Source organism: Methanolobus sediminis, from assembly GCF_031312595.1.
GTDB classification, from domain to species: Archaea; Halobacteriota; Methanosarcinia; order Methanosarcinales; family Methanosarcinaceae; genus Methanolobus; species Methanolobus sediminis.
Genome location: NZ_CP133592.1, coordinates 2343380 through 2362394 on the forward strand (window position 1 = coordinate 2343380; position 19015 = coordinate 2362394).

General features: G+C 43.7%; 8 protein-coding genes, 4 tRNA genes, 3 rRNA genes and 1 pseudogene. 15 read left to right on the forward strand and 1 reads right to left on the reverse strand.

The genetic code is table 11. The annotated features are described in order from the left end of the window. Positions 1-293: 293 nt before the first annotated feature. The 9 genes and pseudogenes from RE474_RS11695 (at position 294) to RE474_RS11735 (ending at position 7793) form a co-directional block, all read left to right on the forward strand. Positions 294-366: transfer RNA gene (locus RE474_RS11695), tRNA-Asn, on the forward strand. A 20-nt stretch (positions 367-386) separates the two neighbouring features. After that, positions 387-461: transfer RNA gene (locus tag RE474_RS11700), tRNA-Ile, on the forward strand. Between the two features lie 722 nt (positions 462-1183). Further along, positions 1184-2657 (forward strand): 16S ribosomal RNA (locus RE474_RS11705). A 101-nt stretch (positions 2658-2758) separates the two neighbouring features. Next, positions 2759-2831: transfer RNA gene (locus tag RE474_RS11710), tRNA-Ala, on the forward strand. Between the two features lie 121 nt (positions 2832-2952). After that, positions 2953-5878, forward strand: a 23S ribosomal RNA gene (locus RE474_RS11715). Positions 5879-5975: 97 nt separating this feature from the next. Continuing rightward, positions 5976-6047: transfer RNA gene (locus RE474_RS11720), tRNA-Cys, on the forward strand. 27 nt (positions 6048-6074) lie between these two features. After that, positions 6075-6196, forward strand: a 5S ribosomal RNA gene (gene rrf, locus RE474_RS11725). Together the 16S, 23S and 5S rRNA genes with 2 tRNA genes alongside form the textbook arrangement of a ribosomal RNA operon. Before the next feature lie 148 nt (positions 6197-6344). Continuing rightward, positions 6345-6643 (forward strand): annotated as a pseudogene (locus RE474_RS11730) (winged helix-turn-helix transcriptional regulator). A 490-nt stretch (positions 6644-7133) separates the two neighbouring features. Beyond that, positions 7134-7793: a Med9 domain-containing protein gene (locus tag RE474_RS11735; protein ID WP_309310545.1), complete on the forward strand. Its 660-nt coding sequence runs from the start codon at positions 7134-7136 to the stop codon at positions 7791-7793. 16 nt (positions 7794-7809) lie between these two features. Here RE474_RS11735 and RE474_RS11740 read toward each other — a convergent pair whose 3' ends face one another. Further along, positions 7810-7989, reverse strand: a complete 180-nt coding sequence (locus RE474_RS11740; protein WP_309310546.1) for a hypothetical protein — start codon at positions 7987-7989, stop codon at positions 7810-7812. Between the two features lie 360 nt (positions 7990-8349). On the opposite strand from RE474_RS11740, the gene RE474_RS11745 reads away from it, so the two are divergent. The 6 genes from RE474_RS11745 to RE474_RS11770 all read left to right on the forward strand — a co-directional run bounded on the left by RE474_RS11745 (position 8350) and on the right by RE474_RS11770 (position 18779). Continuing rightward, complete coding sequence (locus RE474_RS11745; protein ID WP_309310547.1) at positions 8350-10902, forward strand: sensor histidine kinase; 2553 nt, start codon at positions 8350-8352, stop codon at positions 10900-10902. After that, on the forward strand, positions 10899-11684 hold the full coding sequence (locus RE474_RS11750; protein WP_309310548.1) for a helix-turn-helix transcriptional regulator: 786 nt from the start codon (positions 10899-10901) through the stop codon (positions 11682-11684). The genes RE474_RS11745 and RE474_RS11750 overlap by 4 nt, the downstream gene beginning before the upstream one ends. Before the next feature lie 346 nt (positions 11685-12030). Beyond that, positions 12031-13935, forward strand: a complete 1905-nt coding sequence (locus RE474_RS11755) for a methyltransferase cognate corrinoid protein (protein WP_309310549.1) — start codon at positions 12031-12033, stop codon at positions 13933-13935. A gap of 180 nt (positions 13936-14115) precedes the next feature. Next, positions 14116-16050 (forward strand): hydantoinase/oxoprolinase family protein, encoded by a 1935-nt coding sequence (locus tag RE474_RS11760; protein WP_309310550.1) that lies wholly within the window; start codon positions 14116-14118, stop codon positions 16048-16050. Next, the gene (locus RE474_RS11765) at positions 16047-17654 is read left to right on the forward strand and encodes a TCP-1/cpn60 chaperonin family protein (RefSeq protein WP_309310551.1); all 1608 of its coding nucleotides are present in this window, start codon (positions 16047-16049) and stop codon (positions 17652-17654) included. Before RE474_RS11760 ends, RE474_RS11765 begins: the two co-directional genes overlap by 4 nt. 12 nt (positions 17655-17666) lie before the next feature. Next, a complete protein-coding gene (locus RE474_RS11770) occupies positions 17667-18779 on the forward strand; it encodes a uroporphyrinogen decarboxylase family protein (RefSeq protein WP_309310552.1) in 1113 nt (370 codons plus the stop codon). Positions 18780-19015: the final 236 nt, after the last annotated feature.

The following is a 19015-nucleotide window of genomic DNA, read 5'->3' on the forward strand; positions in this document are numbered from 1 at the left end:
GGCAGGTTCGGGCATTATCTCTAAAATATTCTATTTGAAAATAATGCATATGTAACTTTACGGTGTTACTGTTTATTAAGCGAATACTGTCCTTCACCCCTTCGTCTCTACTGGAACATATATTTTCTACAATATATTATAATCATCATAATGATGAAGTAAAATTTTTGGATAAATATTGAGTAAAAAAGGGTTAAAACTGGGTCAGAATAGGGCCAAAAAAGCCGTGCAATCAAAATGTTTAAATACAATATGTGCATTAGAAGGATTCGCGCGTGAGCGCCATGCTGAGAGCCGCAATAACTCAGTTGGTAGAGTGTCTGGCTGTTAACCAGAATGTCACAGGTTCGAGCCCTGTTTGCGGCGCTTCAATCTTTTCTCGTATTGGGCCTGTAGCTTAGCCAGGTTAGAGCGCTCGGCTCATAACCGAGCGGTCACCGGTTCGAATCCGGTTAGGCCCACTTAAAAACTTATTATAGTCCTATCCTAATTACGTTTTTAGTCTTTATTCTGCTAAATAATTAATTCGTTTTTGGTTATTTTGTGTGCAACTCAAAAAGACTAAATCGAAACGCATTTTGATAAGTCAGGCCGGTGCACTGTCTGGATTTATATGCACTGCCTGATAAGGGTATATTTTATTGGCTCTGCAGAAAACCTACCAAATCAACATTATCTGGTAATTTTCGACTATGATTATCTCATATGTTAGAGGATTTCGACAGAACATTAAAATTAATTTAATCGGTTAGGTTTATGTACTATGTGTGATATGTACAGAATCCCTCTGAGGTGTTTTGGAGGGCTTTCATGTATCTCCTTTTGGAGATATTTGATGATATCTCCTCAATAAGTGGACATTACATGTGTTCCAAAGGTCCATCCTTTGGCTTCGAACCCCGTGTTCGAAAGCCTTATATACGATGGTAACCTTTGAAGGAGTCCGCGCAAATCGCGCGAAAACACTTACAATCACCGCCTTACAAGTGGAGACTGAAGTTTTTTCAGTCTGACGTTGGATTTGGCAGTTCGGTTAATTCTGACCGGTAGTGTATAACTACAAACAAATTAAGGAATTAACCAAACTTATGTGCAAATAGGAAATTTTCTCTCAAAGAGAGTTCTTTCCGACTGATTCCTAAATGACTTCCAAAAATAAACAATTCTTTGTGTGTGATCAACAATTCTGGTTGATCCTGCCAGAGGTCACTGCTATCAGTATTCGACTAAGCCATGCGAGTCAAATGTTCTTCGTGAACATGGCGTACTGCTCAGTAACACGTGGATAATCTGCCCTAAGGTCAGGTATAACTCCGGGAAACTGGTGATAATCCCTGATAAATCATAGATACTGGAATGTTCTGTGATTCAAAGCTCCGGCGCCTTAGGATGAATCTGCGGTCTATCAGGTTGTAGTGGGTGTAGTGTACCTACTAGCCTACGACGGATACGGGTTGTGAGAGCAAGAGCCCGGAGATGGATTCTGAGACATGAATCCAGGCCCTACGGGGCGCAGCAGGCGCGAAAACTTTACAATGCGGGAAACCGCGATAAGGGGATACTGAGTGCCAGCATATTATGTTGGCTGTCCATATGTATAAATAGCATGTGTTAGCAAGGGCCGGGCAAGACCGGTGCCAGCCGCCGCGGTAACACCGGCGGCCCGAGTGGTGGCCACTATTATTGGGTCTAAAGGGTCCGTAGCCGGTTTGATCAGTCTTCCGGGAAATCTGACAGCTCAACTGTTAGGCTTCTGGGGGATACTGTCAGACTTGGGACCGGGAGAGGTAAGAGGTACTACAGGGGTAGGAGTGAAATCTTGTAATCCTTGTGGGACCACCAGTGGCGAAGGCGTCTTACCAGAACGGGTCCGACGGTGAGGGACGAAAGCTGGGGGCACGAACCGGATTAGATACCCGGGTAGTCCCAGCCGTAAACGATGCTCGCTAGGTGTCTGGGACGGTGCGACCGTTTCAGGTGCCGCAGGGAAGCCGTGAAGCGAGCCACCTGGGAAGTACGGCCGCAAGGCTGAAACTTAAAGGAATTGGCGGGGGAGCACTACAACGGGTGGAGCCTGCGGTTTAATTGGACTCAACGCCGGAAAACTCACCTGGGGCGACAGCAATATGTAGGTCAGGCTGAAGGTCTTACCTGAATCGCTGAGAGGAGGTGCATGGCCGTCGTCAGTTCGTACTGTGAAGCATCCTGTTAAGTCAGGCAACGAGCGAGACCCGTGCCCACTGTTGCCAGCATATCCTTCGGGATGATGGGTACTCTGTGGGGACCGCCGGTGCTAAACCGGAGGAAGGTGCGGGCTACGGTAGGTCAGTATGCCCCGAATCTCCAGGGCTACACGCGGGCTACAATGGTCGGGACAATGGGTCCCTACCCTGAAAAGGGTTGGTAATCTCATAAACCCGCCCGTAGTTCGAATTGAGGGCTGTAACTCGCCCTCATGAAGCTGGAATCCGTAGTAATCGCGTTTCAATATAGCGCGGTGAATACGTCCCTGCTCCTTGCACACACCGCCCGTCAAACCACCCGAGTGAGGTATGGGTGAGGGTATGGACTAGTGCCGTATTCGAACCTAAATTTCGCAAGGGGGGTTAAGTCGTAACAAGGTAGCCGTAGGGGAATCTGCGGCTGGATCACCTCCTAAGCAAGATAGGCACAACGTCTATCACCACTTACCGGTCAGAAATCGAAAGACTGTCAGATTCAAGAAAAAAAGGCAAGATTCAATAAGTGAATCTTCTATGGGCTTGTAGATCAGTTGGAAGATCGTCGCCTTTGCAAGGCGAAGGCCCAGGGTTCGAATCCCTGCAAGTCCATTATTAGTGCACCTACAGAGTAACGTCTGTGGGGAAGGATGAAGCGGCTGAAGCAACAACAGCTGCAATGAAATCGTGTATATGCATGCATATATCAGACGCTCACTGGACAAAGTGAGATGGACTCTGGTAAATATGCCTTCAGGTGGATGGCTCGGCTCAAGAGCTGATGAGGGACGTGCCAAGCTGCGATAAGCCCGGGGTAGGTGCATGGAGCCTATGATCTCGGGATCTCCTAATGGGTCTTCCTAACACATTTTGTGTGTTGATCATCAATGATCGGGAACGCCCCGAATTGAAGCATCTTAGTAGGGGCAGGAAAAGAAATCGAAGAGATGCCGTTAGTAATGGCGAATGAACACGGTAAAGTTCAAACTGAATCCCACTGGTAACATGTGGGAGATGTGGTGTTGTAGGTTTTTTCTAAAGGTCCCACTTGGTTGAAGTTTAACTTTTCTGGAACGTTAGACCATAGAGTGTGATAGTCACGTAAACAACAACCAAAGGATCTGGATTATAACCTGAGTAGCGTGGGTCGGAATTCCCGCGTGAATTTGGGAGGCACCAACTTCCAAAACTAAATACTCCTTGAGACCGATAGCGAACTAGTAGGGTGACCGAAAACTGAAAAGTACCCCAAGAAGGGAGGTTAAAAGTGCCTGAAACCTGGAGGCGATAGAGCGATATGGCGTTAAAGGATCTTTATTACGAAGGAAACAGTCGCGAGGCTGCAGTACGGGTAATATTGCCAATGTCATATCTTACGTTTTGAAGAACGGGCCAGGGAGTGTATTCAAATGGCGATGGCTAACTTCTAAATAGGAAGCCGAAGCGAAAGCAACATGCTCGCAGTCGTAAGACGAGGAGCGACGTATACAAGTGCGTGGAGTCATTAGGATACGACCCGAAGCCGGGTGATCTAGGCGTGGGCAGGTTGAAGCGTGGCGAAAGCTACGTGGAGGACCGCAAGCGGTATTGATCTGCAAATCATTCGTGTGACCTGCGTCTCGGAGTGAAAGGCTAATCTAACCCGGCATCAGCTGGTTCCTTCCGAAACATGTCGTAGCATGACCTAACTGGAGATAGTCGGTGAAGTAGAGCACTGATTGGTGGTCCCGGGGAAGAAATTCCTCAGCCGCTTGTCAAACTCCAAACTCACCGTCGTCGTAGAAGGTTGGAGTCCGGACTACTGGGGTAAGCTTGTAGTCCGTAAGGGAGACAACCCAGCCCGTGGTTAAGGTCCCAAAGTGTCGACTAAGTGTTAATACTAAAGGGCGTCCTAAGCCCTAGACAGCTGGAAGGTTAGCTTAGAAGCAGCTATCCTTTAAAGAGTGCGTAACAGCCCACCAGTCGAGGTTTGGGGCCCCGAAAATGGACGGGGCTCAAGTCGACCACCGATACCACGGAGCACCGTAAGGTGATCTCGTAGGAAGGCGTTGCGTTCGGGCAGAAGCAGGGCTGTGAAGTCCTGTGGACCGTGCGGAAACGAAAATCCTGGTAATAGTAACAGCATAGATAGGTGAGAATCCTATCCGCCGAAGGGGCTAGGTTTCCTCGGCAATGATCGTCAGCCGAGGGTTAGTCGGTCCTAAGACGTACCGTAATTCGAGTACGCCAAAAGGGAAACAGGTTAATATTCCTGTACCTCATGACAGTGAAACCAACGTTTTTGGGCAGGCCAAGCGGCGCCGTCGCGCCGTCTAAGCAGCGAATCCCGTGGAGAGCCGTAATGGCGAGAAGCGGGCGAATCTGTAATGGCGAAAGTTGGCTGCACCCGGGAACCCGTGAAAAGGGAGTCATGGGTCCGTACCGAGAACTGACACAGGTGCCCCTAGCTGAAAAGGCTAAGGCGTGTCGGAATAATTTGGCTAAGGGAATTCGGCAAATTAGCTCCGTAACTTCGGGAGAAGGAGTGCCTGCTATGAAGATAGCAGGTCGCAGTGACAAGAGAGCTCTAACTGTCTAATATCAACATAGGAGATTGCAAACCCGTAAGGGCTAGTACAATCTCTGAATCCTGCTCAGTGCAGGTACCTGAAACCCCGGTTCAACGGGACGAAGGGCCTGTAAACAGCGGGGGTAACTATGACCCTCTTAAGGTAGCGTAGTACCTTGTCGCTTAATTGGCGACTTGCATGAATGGATCAATGAGAGCTCTACTGTCCCTAGCCAGAGTCCGGTGAAGCTTACTTTCTAGTGCACAGTCTAGAGACCTCTAGGGGGAAGTGAAGACCCCGTGGAGCTTTACTGCAGCCTGTCGTTGGGTTGTGATTTTGGATGTACAGTGTAGGTAGGAGACGTCGAAGTCGGTGCGCCAGCATCGATGGAGTCGCCATTGGGACACTACCCTTCCAGGATTACGACCCTCACTCCGAGAGGAGGACCCCGATAGGTGGGCAGTTTGCCTGGGGCGGGACGCCCTTGAAAAGATATCAAGGGCGCACAAAGGTTGACTCAAGTGGGTCGGAAACCCACTGAAGAGTGCAAGAGCATAAGTCAGCCTGACGTTATTCAGCACAGTAGTGGATGACGAGACGAAAGTCGGTTCTAGCGAACTTTTGAGCTCGCTTGGTGCGAGCCAAAAATGACAGAAAAGTTACCCCGGGGATAATTGAGTTGTTGCCGGCAAGAGCACATATCGACCCGGCAGCTTGCTACTTCGATGTCGGTTCTTTCCATCCTGGCCGTGCAGCAGCGGCCAAGGGTGAGGTTGTTCGCCTATTAAAGGAGATCGTGAGCTGGGTTTAGACCGTCGTGAGACAGGTCGGTTACTATCTACTAGAGGTGTCTGTAGTCTGAGGGTAAGCTACTTTTAGTACGAGAGGAACAGAGTAGCGGCGCCACTGGTGTATCAGTTGTCCGACAGGGCACTGCTGAGCAGCTACGCGCTAAGGAATAAGAGCTGAATGCATCTAAGCTCGAAATCTGACTTGAAAAGAGACTACATTAAGGGTCCCGGTAAAAGACCGGTTTGATAGGGTCGGGATGTACGCACCAAGGCAACGAGGTGTTCAGTCCGCGGCTACTAATAATCCGTGCCTGTCCGTCTTGCTTTGTCCAGGCGAAATCTGATATGTGTGTGAGAGTATACACGGTTTTTTGATAAAGTATTTATACAATGGTTCCATCCATGTATCGCTCATTGCCAAGATGGCGGAGCGGCTACGCAATCGCCTGCAGAGCGATTCCATTCCGGTTCGAATCCGGATCTTGGCTTTAACTTTATCGTTCATCGTGAGTGAGTTTGGCGGCCATAGCGGCGGGGTAATTCCTGTACCCATCCCGAACACAGAAGATAAGCCCGCCAGCGTTCCTTATTGTACTGAAGTATGAGAGTCTTCGGGAACTCTGGATCGCTGCCAACTCACTCACATTTGATTCTACTATTTTTCTAACAATTTACCTCAACTCAAGAGCAATAATGCTGGCATTTTACTGTTTTTAGTAACATCATTAAGTGAATAACTCTTCTGATAATATGCTGTATATCAAATCAAGGAAGTGAATAATATCATGATACTTCCTTTTCAGTTTTTCAATCACAAGTTCTGCAGTCTCTTCCAGTTCCATTTGTCATGTAAATCATTACGATTAAATGATCTTCTAAATTCCCTTAAACCAATAAGCTCAAAAACGCTATCTTCAAAACTCAGGGATCTTGTCCTATACGAAATAATCGAAAGAAATGTTGAGAACACAGTATCGGTAAAATAGAATATCAGCTGACAGAAAAAGGTAAGGATCTGGGGAAGATTCCCCGGTCAATGGCTGAGTGGAGCCAGAAATGTTATGTTAGATATTCAGGACTATAAAGTTTTGTTAGATAGTCCGGTTAGGCCTACTTAAAAACATTAGATAATTCTTTATATAAATTGATTCTATTTCTATTAGGGTAATCCTTTCACCAAGAATAAGTCTTTCTCCTGTCAAGATGATGATCTTCGTAATCGAGATGATGAATCGGAATAATATCAATAGGATTTTTTCTTTTGTCGAATCTAAGCATTTGCATAGCAAGTTTGGGTTACAGGTAAGTCTGTTTTTTTGTACGCTAGTATCACAACGTCAGGATATTAGATTATACTATATGTAAAAAAAGATAGTAGGTATTTGAACTATTGTAATTCAAACACCTATTTTTAACAACTTCGTTGTGTAGAAGATGAGAACTATTTTCTTTAAAGGTTTTTTCAATATTCTTTTTGCGATGTTCCTTAAGAATATCAATATTACCAATATCTGAATATTTTAAGTAATCTATAAATAAAGCTTACACTCTCTAATATTATAAAGGTGAAAACTATGATTAAGAAAATATTGTCACTACTTTTTGTATTCGCACTACTGAGCAGCGCTGCATTCGCGGCAGGGATCGATACAACAAACAAATCCCAGAGTAAAAACGGTACTCTTGGAAATGACGAGATGATCGGGTCAGGAAACGGAGAGGCAATAACAACAAGGACCACAGAAATGACACAGACAATCGAGCGTGTCAGGTCAAGGTCAATGGCACAGGCAAACGTCAGCGCAACCGGCGATGCTGCACGCAACGTATACAGGAACCAGGTGCAGAACGCAGTCCAGAACATGCTTGACCTCAGTGAAGTTGCAGGCGTAAATGGCCAGCAGATAAGCACAATAGCACGAGAGTTCAACAACTCAGCACAGAACTCAACACAGGCAGAGGACAGGATGGCCAGCAGGGGTTCAGTAAGCAGGCTATTGTTTGGCGGCGACTATGCCGCGGCAGAGGATCTTGAAGCAAGCGTCAACCAAAGTCAGGAAAGGATACAGGAAATGAAACAGCTTATAGAAGGCGACCCTGAGATGGATGCAGAAGTCAAGGAAATGCTACTGGAACAGATAGCAACCATGGAAGCTGAGCAGGCAAGACTACAAACGTTCGCACAGGTCGAGAAGCAGAGCACAGGACTTCTTGGTTGGTTGATAAAGAAGTGATAACTTCTTTTCATTTTTATGTGAATATTAACGCTAAATATTGAATTATCCTTTTCACATTCCTAAGCTTAAAATTCAATTTCCCTTCCTTTGCTTTTTTCTTCAAATAAGCCAACATGCTCCTATGCTTGATTCCAAGTTCCCTTGCTCTTTTAGGTGTTAGATTAAGGATAAAATCATAGACAGCTTTTCTCATTGATGAACGTCTGAACCTTTTCACATCAAAAGCTCGAGCAGCAATAAAAACTAAAATCGAACTAATATTGAGTTCAAAAATCGGCTCTGTAGAAAATCTTCTTTGAATTTTATTTCAACATCATAATTTTTGTATTTTCTGGACTCAAACTGAATCTTGTATTTAATACCACCTGGATGATCTGGTATATATTTTGTGATTTTTGCAGATACTGACATTTTTATGAACTATTGACAGAAGTTCTACTCACAATTGAATGCAAAAGGGGACATTGACCATTAATATATTATACGTTAAGTAATTGATATTTTTCTAAGATTTGCTTAAGCGCTAGTTGATTCAATTATATGATGGTAGTAAATGACACAACTCGATGTGAATTCGGAAATTGCAAAAGTCGTTAATGACAGTCCCGTAACAATTTTCATATGGAAGCCAGAAGAAAGGTGGCCAGTAGAATTTGTTTCAGAGAATGTCAAACAGTTTGGTTATTCATCTGAAGAGTTTCTTTCAGGCAGATTAAAGTATGAAGATATAATCCATCCTGATGACATTGAACGTGTACACAGAGAGGTTACTGAATACTCTGAGACATGTGTTGATAATTTTGTTCAGGAATATAGAATATTGACGCCATCCGGTGAAACGCGGTATGTTGACGACAGGACTATTATTCGGAGGGATGAGAGTGGTAATATTCAGTATTATGAAGGTATTATACTTGATATAAGCCAGCGAAAACTCTCTGAAAAAATAATAGATTGCCGCAATCAGATTCTTGAGGGCCTGGCGTCGGGTGAAACTCTTAATGAGATTCTTACGCGTCTGGTGAGATCAACTAAAAGACTTATACCGGAAGCAATCAGTATTGTCATGTTACTGGATGAGGAAAAGAAACATCTGGTCCATGCTATTTCTCTTCATCTTCCGGATTTTTACAAAAAAGCTATCGAAGGACTGCCCATAGGTGAAGGTATAGGCTCCTGTTCAACTGCTGTTTACACCGGGAAAAGGGTTGTTGTAGAGGACATAATGGAGCATCCATACTGGGACAATCTCAGGGAAGTTGCAGTCCAGGCAGGCCTTAGGGCTAGTTGTTGCGAACCCATTAGAAGTTCGAATAATGAGATATTTGGAACTTTTGGAATCTACTTCCGTGAACCACACACGCCTACAAAAGAAGAAATTGATATCCTAAAAGCAAACGCCAATCTCGCAGCTATTGCAATAAGCAAAAAGAGAGTATTGGATAATGCTATTGAATCGGAACAAAAGCTTAAGATCATTCTCAACAATGTGAACGATCAGATCTATATAAGTGAACTTGACGGGAAAACACTTGCTGTTAACCAGGCTGTAGTAGATACATTGGGTTACAGCAGGAACGAGATGTTAAATTCCTATCCTATCGACATAATTCCAGCAAAAGATGTGCGTCAGGTATCAAAACTTATGAAGAAGATCGAAAAGGATGGAAGGGCGGTATATGAGACCGAGGCTATACACAAGGATGGCAGGAGAATACCGCTGGAAGTGAGTGCTCGATTCATAATATATGATGGGAAGAAAACCATCCTGTCAGTTGCCAGAGACATTACTGAGCGCAAAGGAGCCGAAAGAAAGCGCCGGCTTGAAGAGGAAAGGCTTGAAGCGCTTGTTAAACTAAATAGAATGACAGGTGCATCATTAAGTGAGATCACCGATTTTGCAAGGGAAGAAGCTGTAAGGCTTACTGAAAGTACGCTTGGATACCTTGCGTTCATGAATGCAGATGAAACAGCTCTTATTATGCATTCCTGGTCAAAAAGTGCTATGAATGAATGTGGTATCAAAGACAAACGTTTCGTGTATCCCATAAAGACCACTGGGTTATGGGGTGAAGCAATAAGGCAGCGCAGACCTATAATCACAAATGATTACTCTCATCCAAGTCCTATGAAAAAGGGATACCCAGAGGACCATGTGGAACTTACCAGACATATGAATATTCCGATATTTGATGGTGACCACATAGTTGCCGTTGCAGGTGTTGGCAATAAAACGGAAGATTATGATGAATCGGATGTACGCCAGCTTACCTTATTGATGCAGGGCATGTGGAGTCTCATTCAAAGAAAACAAATAGAAGATGCCTTAAAACAATATTCTGATGAACTAAAGATGGCAAATGAGGAACTAAGGTCCATCAACAGGATGAAGACCGAGTTCATTACAGAAAGGCTGGAAACTGTATATGGCTATGGACACTCAGAGTGCGGTATCTTTGATGATGAGATGGTCATGGCTATTGATGATCAGCAGGCAAAAGCTATCGATTCCGTATTACTCAACTCAGAAAGGTTGAAACGTATGGTAAATTCACTTCTGTATATGAGTCAGGAGCAGGCTGGAAAGATCGTATATACTTTTTCCAGTGCATATATGGATAAACTAATATCTGAAGCCTTGATGAATCTTATATTACTAATAGATGAGAAAGGAATTAATTTAGAAATTAATGTACCTGAGGGATTACCGGCAATAAGATCTGATAAGGACAAACTGACTCAAACATTGATAATCCTTATAGACAATGCTATCAAATTCACTCCCGAAGGCGGAAGAATAAACATAGATCTAAGTGAAGAAAGTAGTCATCTGCACTTGAAGATATCTGATACGGGGCCAGGTATACAGAAAGATCTTATTCCGCATATCTTCCAGAAATTCTACCAGATGGAGGACTCAATGAGTCGAATGTATCAGGGACTTGAATCAGGTCTGTACATCTGCAAGGACATAATCCTTGAACATAAAGGCGAGATATGGATCGAAAGCGAAAAAGGTAAAGGAACAACATTCCACATAAGACTTCCAATAGAGGTTGTGGAAGAAGATTCCACGCAAAATATCAAAAGTGAGATGATGGCATGAAATTGGCTTTGTTAGGTACTCTTTTTCTCTCAGACAAAAGAAAAGATCTTCTCCTTTTGCTGATAGAAAGACCTATGAATATCGATGAGATCAAAAGTACACTTAATGTCACGTCCAGTGCTATGATGACCCAGATAAAGATCCTCATTGATCAGGGTATAATACTTTATGAGGATGATCAGTACCAGCTTTCCAGTTTTGGTGAAGTTATTGTAAAGAAAATGGTCCCTCTGTTAAACACCTTAATGGTTTTTGAAGACAATAAACAATACTGGGAAAATCATAGGGTAAAGGGTATTCCGGCACATCTTCTTGAGAGCATAGAAGAACTGGGTTCCTGTGAACTTGTTGAGCCGGAACTCAATCGTATGTATGAATTGCCGAAGAAGTTCACCGATAATCTGATACAGTCAAAATATATCATGGAAATCTCTTCTTCATTCAGCCCTGCTTATCCCTATAAATACATTGAACTTGCCAGGAAAGGCGTCCGGATCTCACTCATAATAACAGAGTCTGTATTTGAAAGACTTGAAACGGAGTATTTTGAACAATTGAAGGATTATCTCGGGATGGAAAATACGGAACTCTTTGTATGTAAAGAGGATATTGGTTTTGCGTCAAGTGTAGTAACAGACAGATTTCTTTCATTGACACTGTTCTATAAGAACGGGATGTTCCACAATCATTCTATGATGAGCTTTGAAACAGATGCATTGAAGTGGGGAGAAGATATGTATCAGTTTTTCAGGCAGACTGCACAAGAAGTGACTGGTCTCTAGATTCTTTTTTCATGTAGGGGATGTTTCCCCTGATTATATTTTACTTGTTTTATCCTGAAGTCTTTGAATGGATATATTCTATTTTTGCGTTCGTCAGATCAAAGCCATTAATTTGATTAAAACCATTAATCTAATTGTTGTTTATTTCAATGGTTAACGGCGTTAATTCTAAGGACTTCATTCATTGGATTATGGTCCTGCTTAAAATGATGCCCAGTTCATAATATTAACATCATTAATAAATTACCGGCGGTTATGATATATATCGAAAGTGAAATACTGTTCTTTGTTAACAGTGAGAAATGAAGGTTCACTGTGGAAACGACCTAAATTTTGGAGGTAAATTATGAAGACAGCAATTCTGAACCAATTAGCGGAAGCTGTGGTCGAAGGTGACGACGACCTGGCAGAAGAACTTGCACAAAAGGCCCTTGATGAAGGTGTTGATCCTTATGAGGCAATTGTGGAAGGGCTTGCAAAAGGAATGATCATTGTAAGTGACAAGTATGAAAAGGGTGAAGCCTTTGTACCACACCTGCTCATCGCGTCCAGTGCCATGTATGCAGGTATGGACCTCCTTACTCCTCATATGAAAGTAGAGGGCAACGGAAAACGTTCCGTTGGTGTAATAGGAACCATCGAGGGAGATGTACACGACATCGGAAAGAACCTTGTAAAAACAATGCTCTCTGCATCCGGCTTCGATATGGTCGACCTGGGGCACGATGTACCGGTAGAGAAATTCGTAGAAGTGGCTAAAGAGAAAAAAGCAGACCTTGTTTCCATGAGTGCCTTGATGACAACTACCATGACCAACATGGAAAAAGTAATTGAGATGCTGCAGGAAGAAGGTGCCAGAGATTCTCTCATAGTCATGATAGGAGGAGCACCTGTTTCCCCTGAATTCGCAGAACAGATTGGTGCGGACTCAACACATCCTGATTCCATGACAGCTACTGAATGGGCAAAGGATGCAGTAAGCAAACTTGCTCCTGCTGAGCAGAGATGGAGCGAGGAGAAGATCTCACTTGGTAAGGTCAAGTACAGAGAGATCCTTGCTAAGAAGAAGGTCAAAGGAAAGACTGATGTTGGTCTGGAAACTGCAAAGCAGATCATTGCAGACTTCGAGAGTGTAGCTGTCAAGACGAAAGAAGAAATGACCCACATGGACAGGACACTGGCAGCAATGGGCGACAAGAAGGTTGACAGGTTGCCTGTATATCCTCTTGCTTGCGGTGTTTTGAGGAAATTTGCTGATGTCAACTACAAGCAGTATGCCACTGACATCAATGCTTTTGTTGAAAGCGCTTACCTTGGATCCAAATATCTGGACACTGACATGTTCGTGGGACTCATTGACCTTTCTGCAACATCATCAGACTTCGGATGTAAGATCAAGTACCCTGAAGATGACACACCTTCATCCGAAGGACACCTTGAGGCATACGAGCAGATAGAAGTCCCTGAGGTAAAGGAAGGTACCCGTGCCTATGAGCTTATTATGGCTTCCAAGGCAGCTACTGAGAAACTTAACAAGGAACTCAACACTCCATTTGTCGGATTCCACGAAGGTCCTCTTCTTACCCTTACTCAGCTCATGGGTGCAGACCGTGTCCTGATGGATATGAAGACCCATCCTGATGTAGTACTTGAGGCAGTCCAGAAATGTACGGATTACATCTGCCAGGTATCTGAACTCTTCTTTGAAGAAAGTGCCTGTAATGCGCTGTGTATCGATAACCTCTGGTCCAACAATGTGATCATGAGTGAGGAGGACTACTGGAAGTTCGACGGTAAGTTCGTATACGACCAGCACCTGCCGATCTTCAAAAAATACGACCAGCCTTACATAATACACAACTGTGCAGATGCAGTACACTTTGACACCCAGATCAGCAAATTCGGTACTCAGTTGTACAGCTACGCATACTATCCAAAGCTCAGGGGCAAGGGTTCACAGAATTATGCAGATCTTATTCCAAAGTACGGTCATGAATGTTGTATGATGGGAGAGGTCAATCCTGTAGAGTTCATGGATAATACTCCTGCAGGTGTCCAGAAGGTAAAGGATGATACCAGGGAACTGCTTCAGGGCGTACTTCCTGTGCTCAAGGAGAGCGGACTGCAATCCAAGTATGTAATGGCATCTGGTTGTGAGATCCCACCAGGAGGTCCTCTTACGACCGTGAAGGCAATGGTTGACACAGTGAAGGAACTGGGTCCGGACCTTCAGAAACAGATATTCGGATAAGCAGGAACAATCACTTCCCCCTGCTTTTCCTTTTTTTACTCATACGTGATCTGAAGATCATTTTATGAGGTCTATATCCACAGTGTGGCGAACCGCTCTGCTCCACAATATACACAGAGGGGTAAGCCACTCTGCCTCCACATTAATTCCCGCAAATCCTCCACACAAAAGGTGATAATAATGAATCTCGGGCTTGGCATAGACACTGGCGGCACATATACGGATGCCGTAATAATGGATCTTGAAGATGGATCGATAATAGATTCAAACAAATCGCTTACTACTTACCCTGATCTGATCAAGGGCATAGTAAATTCAATTGATGGTCTCAAAGCCGAATATCTTCCTAATGTAAGATTTACTTCAGTATCCACCACACTTGCCACCAACACCACACTGGAGGGCAAAGGGTATCCGGCTGGTCTCATACTTATTGGCTATAATATATCCAGGAAGATTCCAACAGACCATATTCTTTCCATAGAAGGCAGGCATGATGCCGATGGAAATGAAGTGGAACCTCTTGGAGACCTAAAAGATGTAAAGGAATTTGTAACAAAGAACCAGCATAAGGTCTCTTCATTTGCTATATCATCGTATTTTGGAGTACGCAACCCTGAACATGAACTCACTATAAAGGAGATCATTCAGGATATGACAGACCTTCCGGTAGTCTGCGGACATGAACTTTCCATGGACCTTGGAGCCTATGAAAGGGCTTTGACAGCACTCCTCAATGCCCAGTTGATCCCTGTAATTGATGAGTTTATCAAGTCTGTACGGTCTGTAATGCAGGAGAAGAACATCAATTCGGTCCTGATGATGATGAGATGTGACGGATCGCTGGTCAGGATAGAAGAGGCACTGAAAAAACCAGTTGAATCCATTTTTTCCGGACCTGCCGCAAGCCTGCTGGGAGCTGCACATCTGACAGGACTCAAGGATTGCCTGACCATTGATGTGGGAGGCACGAGTACGGATATTTCAATGATCCAGAATGGTATGCCTGCTATCAGCAGTTCCGGTGCTGTTGTCGGCGACTGGGATACAATGGTCAAGGCTATCAAGATGAATACCTCTGCCATTGGTGGTGACAGTCATGTATGGATGAAGGAAAGAACGTATATCGGACCTAACAGGGTCATACCTCTATGTCTTTGCGCTGCCGAATTCCCGTCCATAATAAGCAAACTGCAGAAAGCTGAAAGAACCTCCAGGCGCATAATGAACGACATCATCCAGCCAACAACATTCTTCATGTCCAATGGAGCAAAGTCCCATTCTCTTCACGCATCCGAACTGGAGATTGAAGAGATGGAAATATTCGATTCGATTACAGAAGAACCTTCTTCGATAGCAGATATCGCTTCAAGAACAAATAAGCATCCTCTGATGTTCGAAGGTATCCTGAGAAGGCTCATTCAGAAAAGATATGTAAGGCAGGTGGGTTTCACCCCTACAGATGTTCTGCATGTGATCGGTGACTATACCAGATGGGATTCAACCGCATCAATGTTGGGAGCTTCGATCATTTCTGAATATGCTTCCATGGAACCCTTCAATCTCTGTGCCAGACTCAAAGAAGACGTAGCCAGAGGCATTGTACTCAATCTCATTGCACACTGCGCAGATAAAGTGAAGAAGGCCGACCTGGAGAAAATACTTAATGGCACAGAACTGATGAAATTCACAATAAGGACTCCGGTGGTAATGGTGGGTGCTCCTGTAGCTGCATATGTGAATGATATGAAATATTTCATTGATGCGGATATAAGAATCCCGAAGCATCATGATGTTGGTAATGCGGTGGGAGCCCTTGTCGGCAATGTTGTCTACAAAGAAGAGGTACTGATAAGGCCCAAAGCACCTGGCAGCTCGGAGTATCTGCTGTTCTCTGAAAAAGGAAGATACATGTTCGATGATTATCAGGAGGCTCTTGATATGGCAAATTCCCTTGTCAACAACACAGTTTCAGAGTATATGGCAGGTTACGGATTAAGTATGGACAATGTCAGATTCGATCTTGAATCTAATAACATAGGCAGCATTGGAACAATACCTCTTGAGACAAAGATCGTTGGAGTTGCTGTTGGCTCTCCAAGGAGGATAATATGAGCACTTCACTGGAGCATGTACAAAATATGCATGCATTGGACAATATGGATGCATTGCGTCAGAGTGTACGTAATCGTATCGGGATAAAGGATGATGTTGAAGAGGATAGTCTGATATACCAGATGCTACAGGCTTCCAGGGACATCAAGGACCTCCTTGTATCATCATTTGGACCCCGTGGACAGAGTAAGATAATAATCAGTCCAACAGACGATGTTTATCTGACAAGTGACGGGAAGACGATAATTGAACAGATAGATGTATTGCATCCGGTGGTCACTTCCCTTAAAGAGCTTGCAGTATCAATGGACAGGGTATGCGGTGATGGTACAAAGACCGCGGTCATCCTTGCTGCATCCCTTATCGAGAATGCTGCTAAACTTATGGATATCGGCCTGCATCCGACAACCATTATAAAAGGATACCAGCTTGCCCTGAACAAAACCTATGATATCCTGAATTATGAGAGTATTCGTATCAGCTCTGAAAGGGACCTGCATTCTGTCATAGAGAATGCCAGCCTGGGTAAGGGAATTGAAGTGCATCAGGCCCGGATAATAGCTGACATCGTTCTTAAGACACTTTCTAAGATACGGGATATCCATGGTGATTCTCACATAGATCTCAATGACTATGTAAAAGTTATAAAAAAGGTAGGGTCACCCTCTATAGAATCTATTTCAGGCATGGTACTGGATGAAAGACCCGCAAGATCCGATATGCCTTTTCATCTGGAAAATGCAAGCGTCCTTATGATCAATGGCAATGTGAGATTTGAGAGCAAGATCATAAATTCCCAGCGCAATCTGAGAATAGATGACCTGGCCGATCCAAAGCTTATACTTCATGGAAAGGAAAGAAATCTGAGATTCATGTCACAGAAGATAATCGATTCAGGGGCTAATCTGGTATTTTGTGAAGGAGATGTGGATGAATCTGTTGAAGGCTCGCTTGCAAAACATGGTATTCTACTTTTCCAGAAACTAAAGATAAGGGACATGGAGATGGTCTCAAAGGCAACAGGTGCAAGCATTCTTTCCATCAGGGATGATATAATGCCTGATCATCTGGGTTTTGCTGATGAGGCGAAGGTAGAGAAAAGGAACGATGAACATTTCCTTTTCCTTTCTGTCAGTGATCAGCTGATATCCACGATCATGATATGGGAGCCTTTCATGTATGGTCTTGAAAAGATCGAGGAAGCAGTAGATGACGCAGTCAACAATGCTGCCTTCATACTGAAAAATCCTCTTGCCGTCAGAGGAGGAGGAGATGTTGAATTTGTCCTCTCACAGATGCTCAGGCAGTATTCTTCCACCATTGAAGGGAAAGAACAACTCGCTGTTATCGAATATGCAAACGCCCTTGAAGAAATTCCCAGAACACTCGCACGAAACGTGGGTCTCAATGAAGTCGATGCGATGACAAAAATGCTCAATTCCTATAAGAAAGGGGTTGATAGCAGGATCGGCCTTAGCCGGGATATAATTGCCAATAATCCTCCTGTGTATGATTCTTTCAGCATTAAACAAATGGCTGTTATCGCGGCCACCGAAGCTGTAAGCAATATGTTGAGAATTGATAGGATCGTATTGAAAAAGTAATGAGGAGATAAAATGCCTGATGAAATGACCTCGAAGGAACGTTTTATCAACGCCCTTGAATTAAAAGAAGTGGACAGGGTACCACTGGGTTATTTGTGGTTCGGGGCAGGTAATGCGGTACTTGACCGGATGAATGCAAGCATGGAGGATGTTTACTATTCCTCAAAAGGGATTGCCAGAGCACAAATATTGGCAAGGGAAATGTATCACCATGACAATGTAATGTCCCCATGGGGATGCTTGCTTGTGGAAGCAGAAGCTCTTGGAGCTAAAGTAAACATTAAGCGCAATTCTTATCCTTCGATAGCAGAATATCCTTTAAAATCTGCAAAAGAATATGAGAATATAGATCCGGTTTCTATAGAGCGCTCAGAAAGGGTAAAGACCATTACAGAGTCCATATCCATCCTCAAAAAAGAGCTTGGAGATGAGGTTTTTATAAACGGTGCTCTCCTCACACCCCTCATGCTTGCTTCCCAGTTAATGGACGGGAGCAGGATGTACATTGAAATGATGAAGGATCCGGATAATTTCCATGCACTGCTTGATGTTCTCACTGATATTTGCATCACCTTTTCAGACATTATGCTTGATGCAGGAGCTGATGGTGCATTTATTGAGAATGGTGGCAGCACTTCGGACCTTTTCAGCCTGGAAATGGCAAAGGAATTTGGTTTTGATTATTCCAGGAGATTATATTCACACATACAGGATAGCGGCGGTTATGTGATATCACATAACTGTGCAAATCATGCATTCTATGAACTTGAAAAAGCTCTTGAACCCAATGCTTTGAATTTCTTCTTTGGGAATGTGGAAGCGCTCGATAAGAAGTATGGAGTCGATTGCCTGAAACTCCACAATCATAAACACATTGGTTGCAGTGAAAGATATTGTTTCATGGATTTCAAGGATTTCACAGATTCAGGAATATGCCTGATGGGAAATATCAATCCCTATGCATTCAGTTCAGGAAAGATTGGCTATATCGCAGTTGAAGTAAAGAATTGTATGGATGCAGCCCCCGATAAGGGGTTCATACTATCCACTGGATGTGAGATACCACTGAATACACCTTCGGAAGAGATGGAACTTCTTTGGAAATCAGTGATTGCATCCACATAAATTGAAAAGTTAACAATAATCACATCAGCCTCTTTAATTAAATCAAAGACATTAATGAAATCATGCACACAGATAATATTAATACCAACAATATATGACTCTGAGTTATGTAATATAGATTTAATGACACAATATTTACTGATGAAGGAGGGTCGTGATCAGTTTTCAAACGCTGGTCAACGAGGCTCTATTCAAGATCATCTATTGAAACTTCATTTTGATCACAAGTCACCATT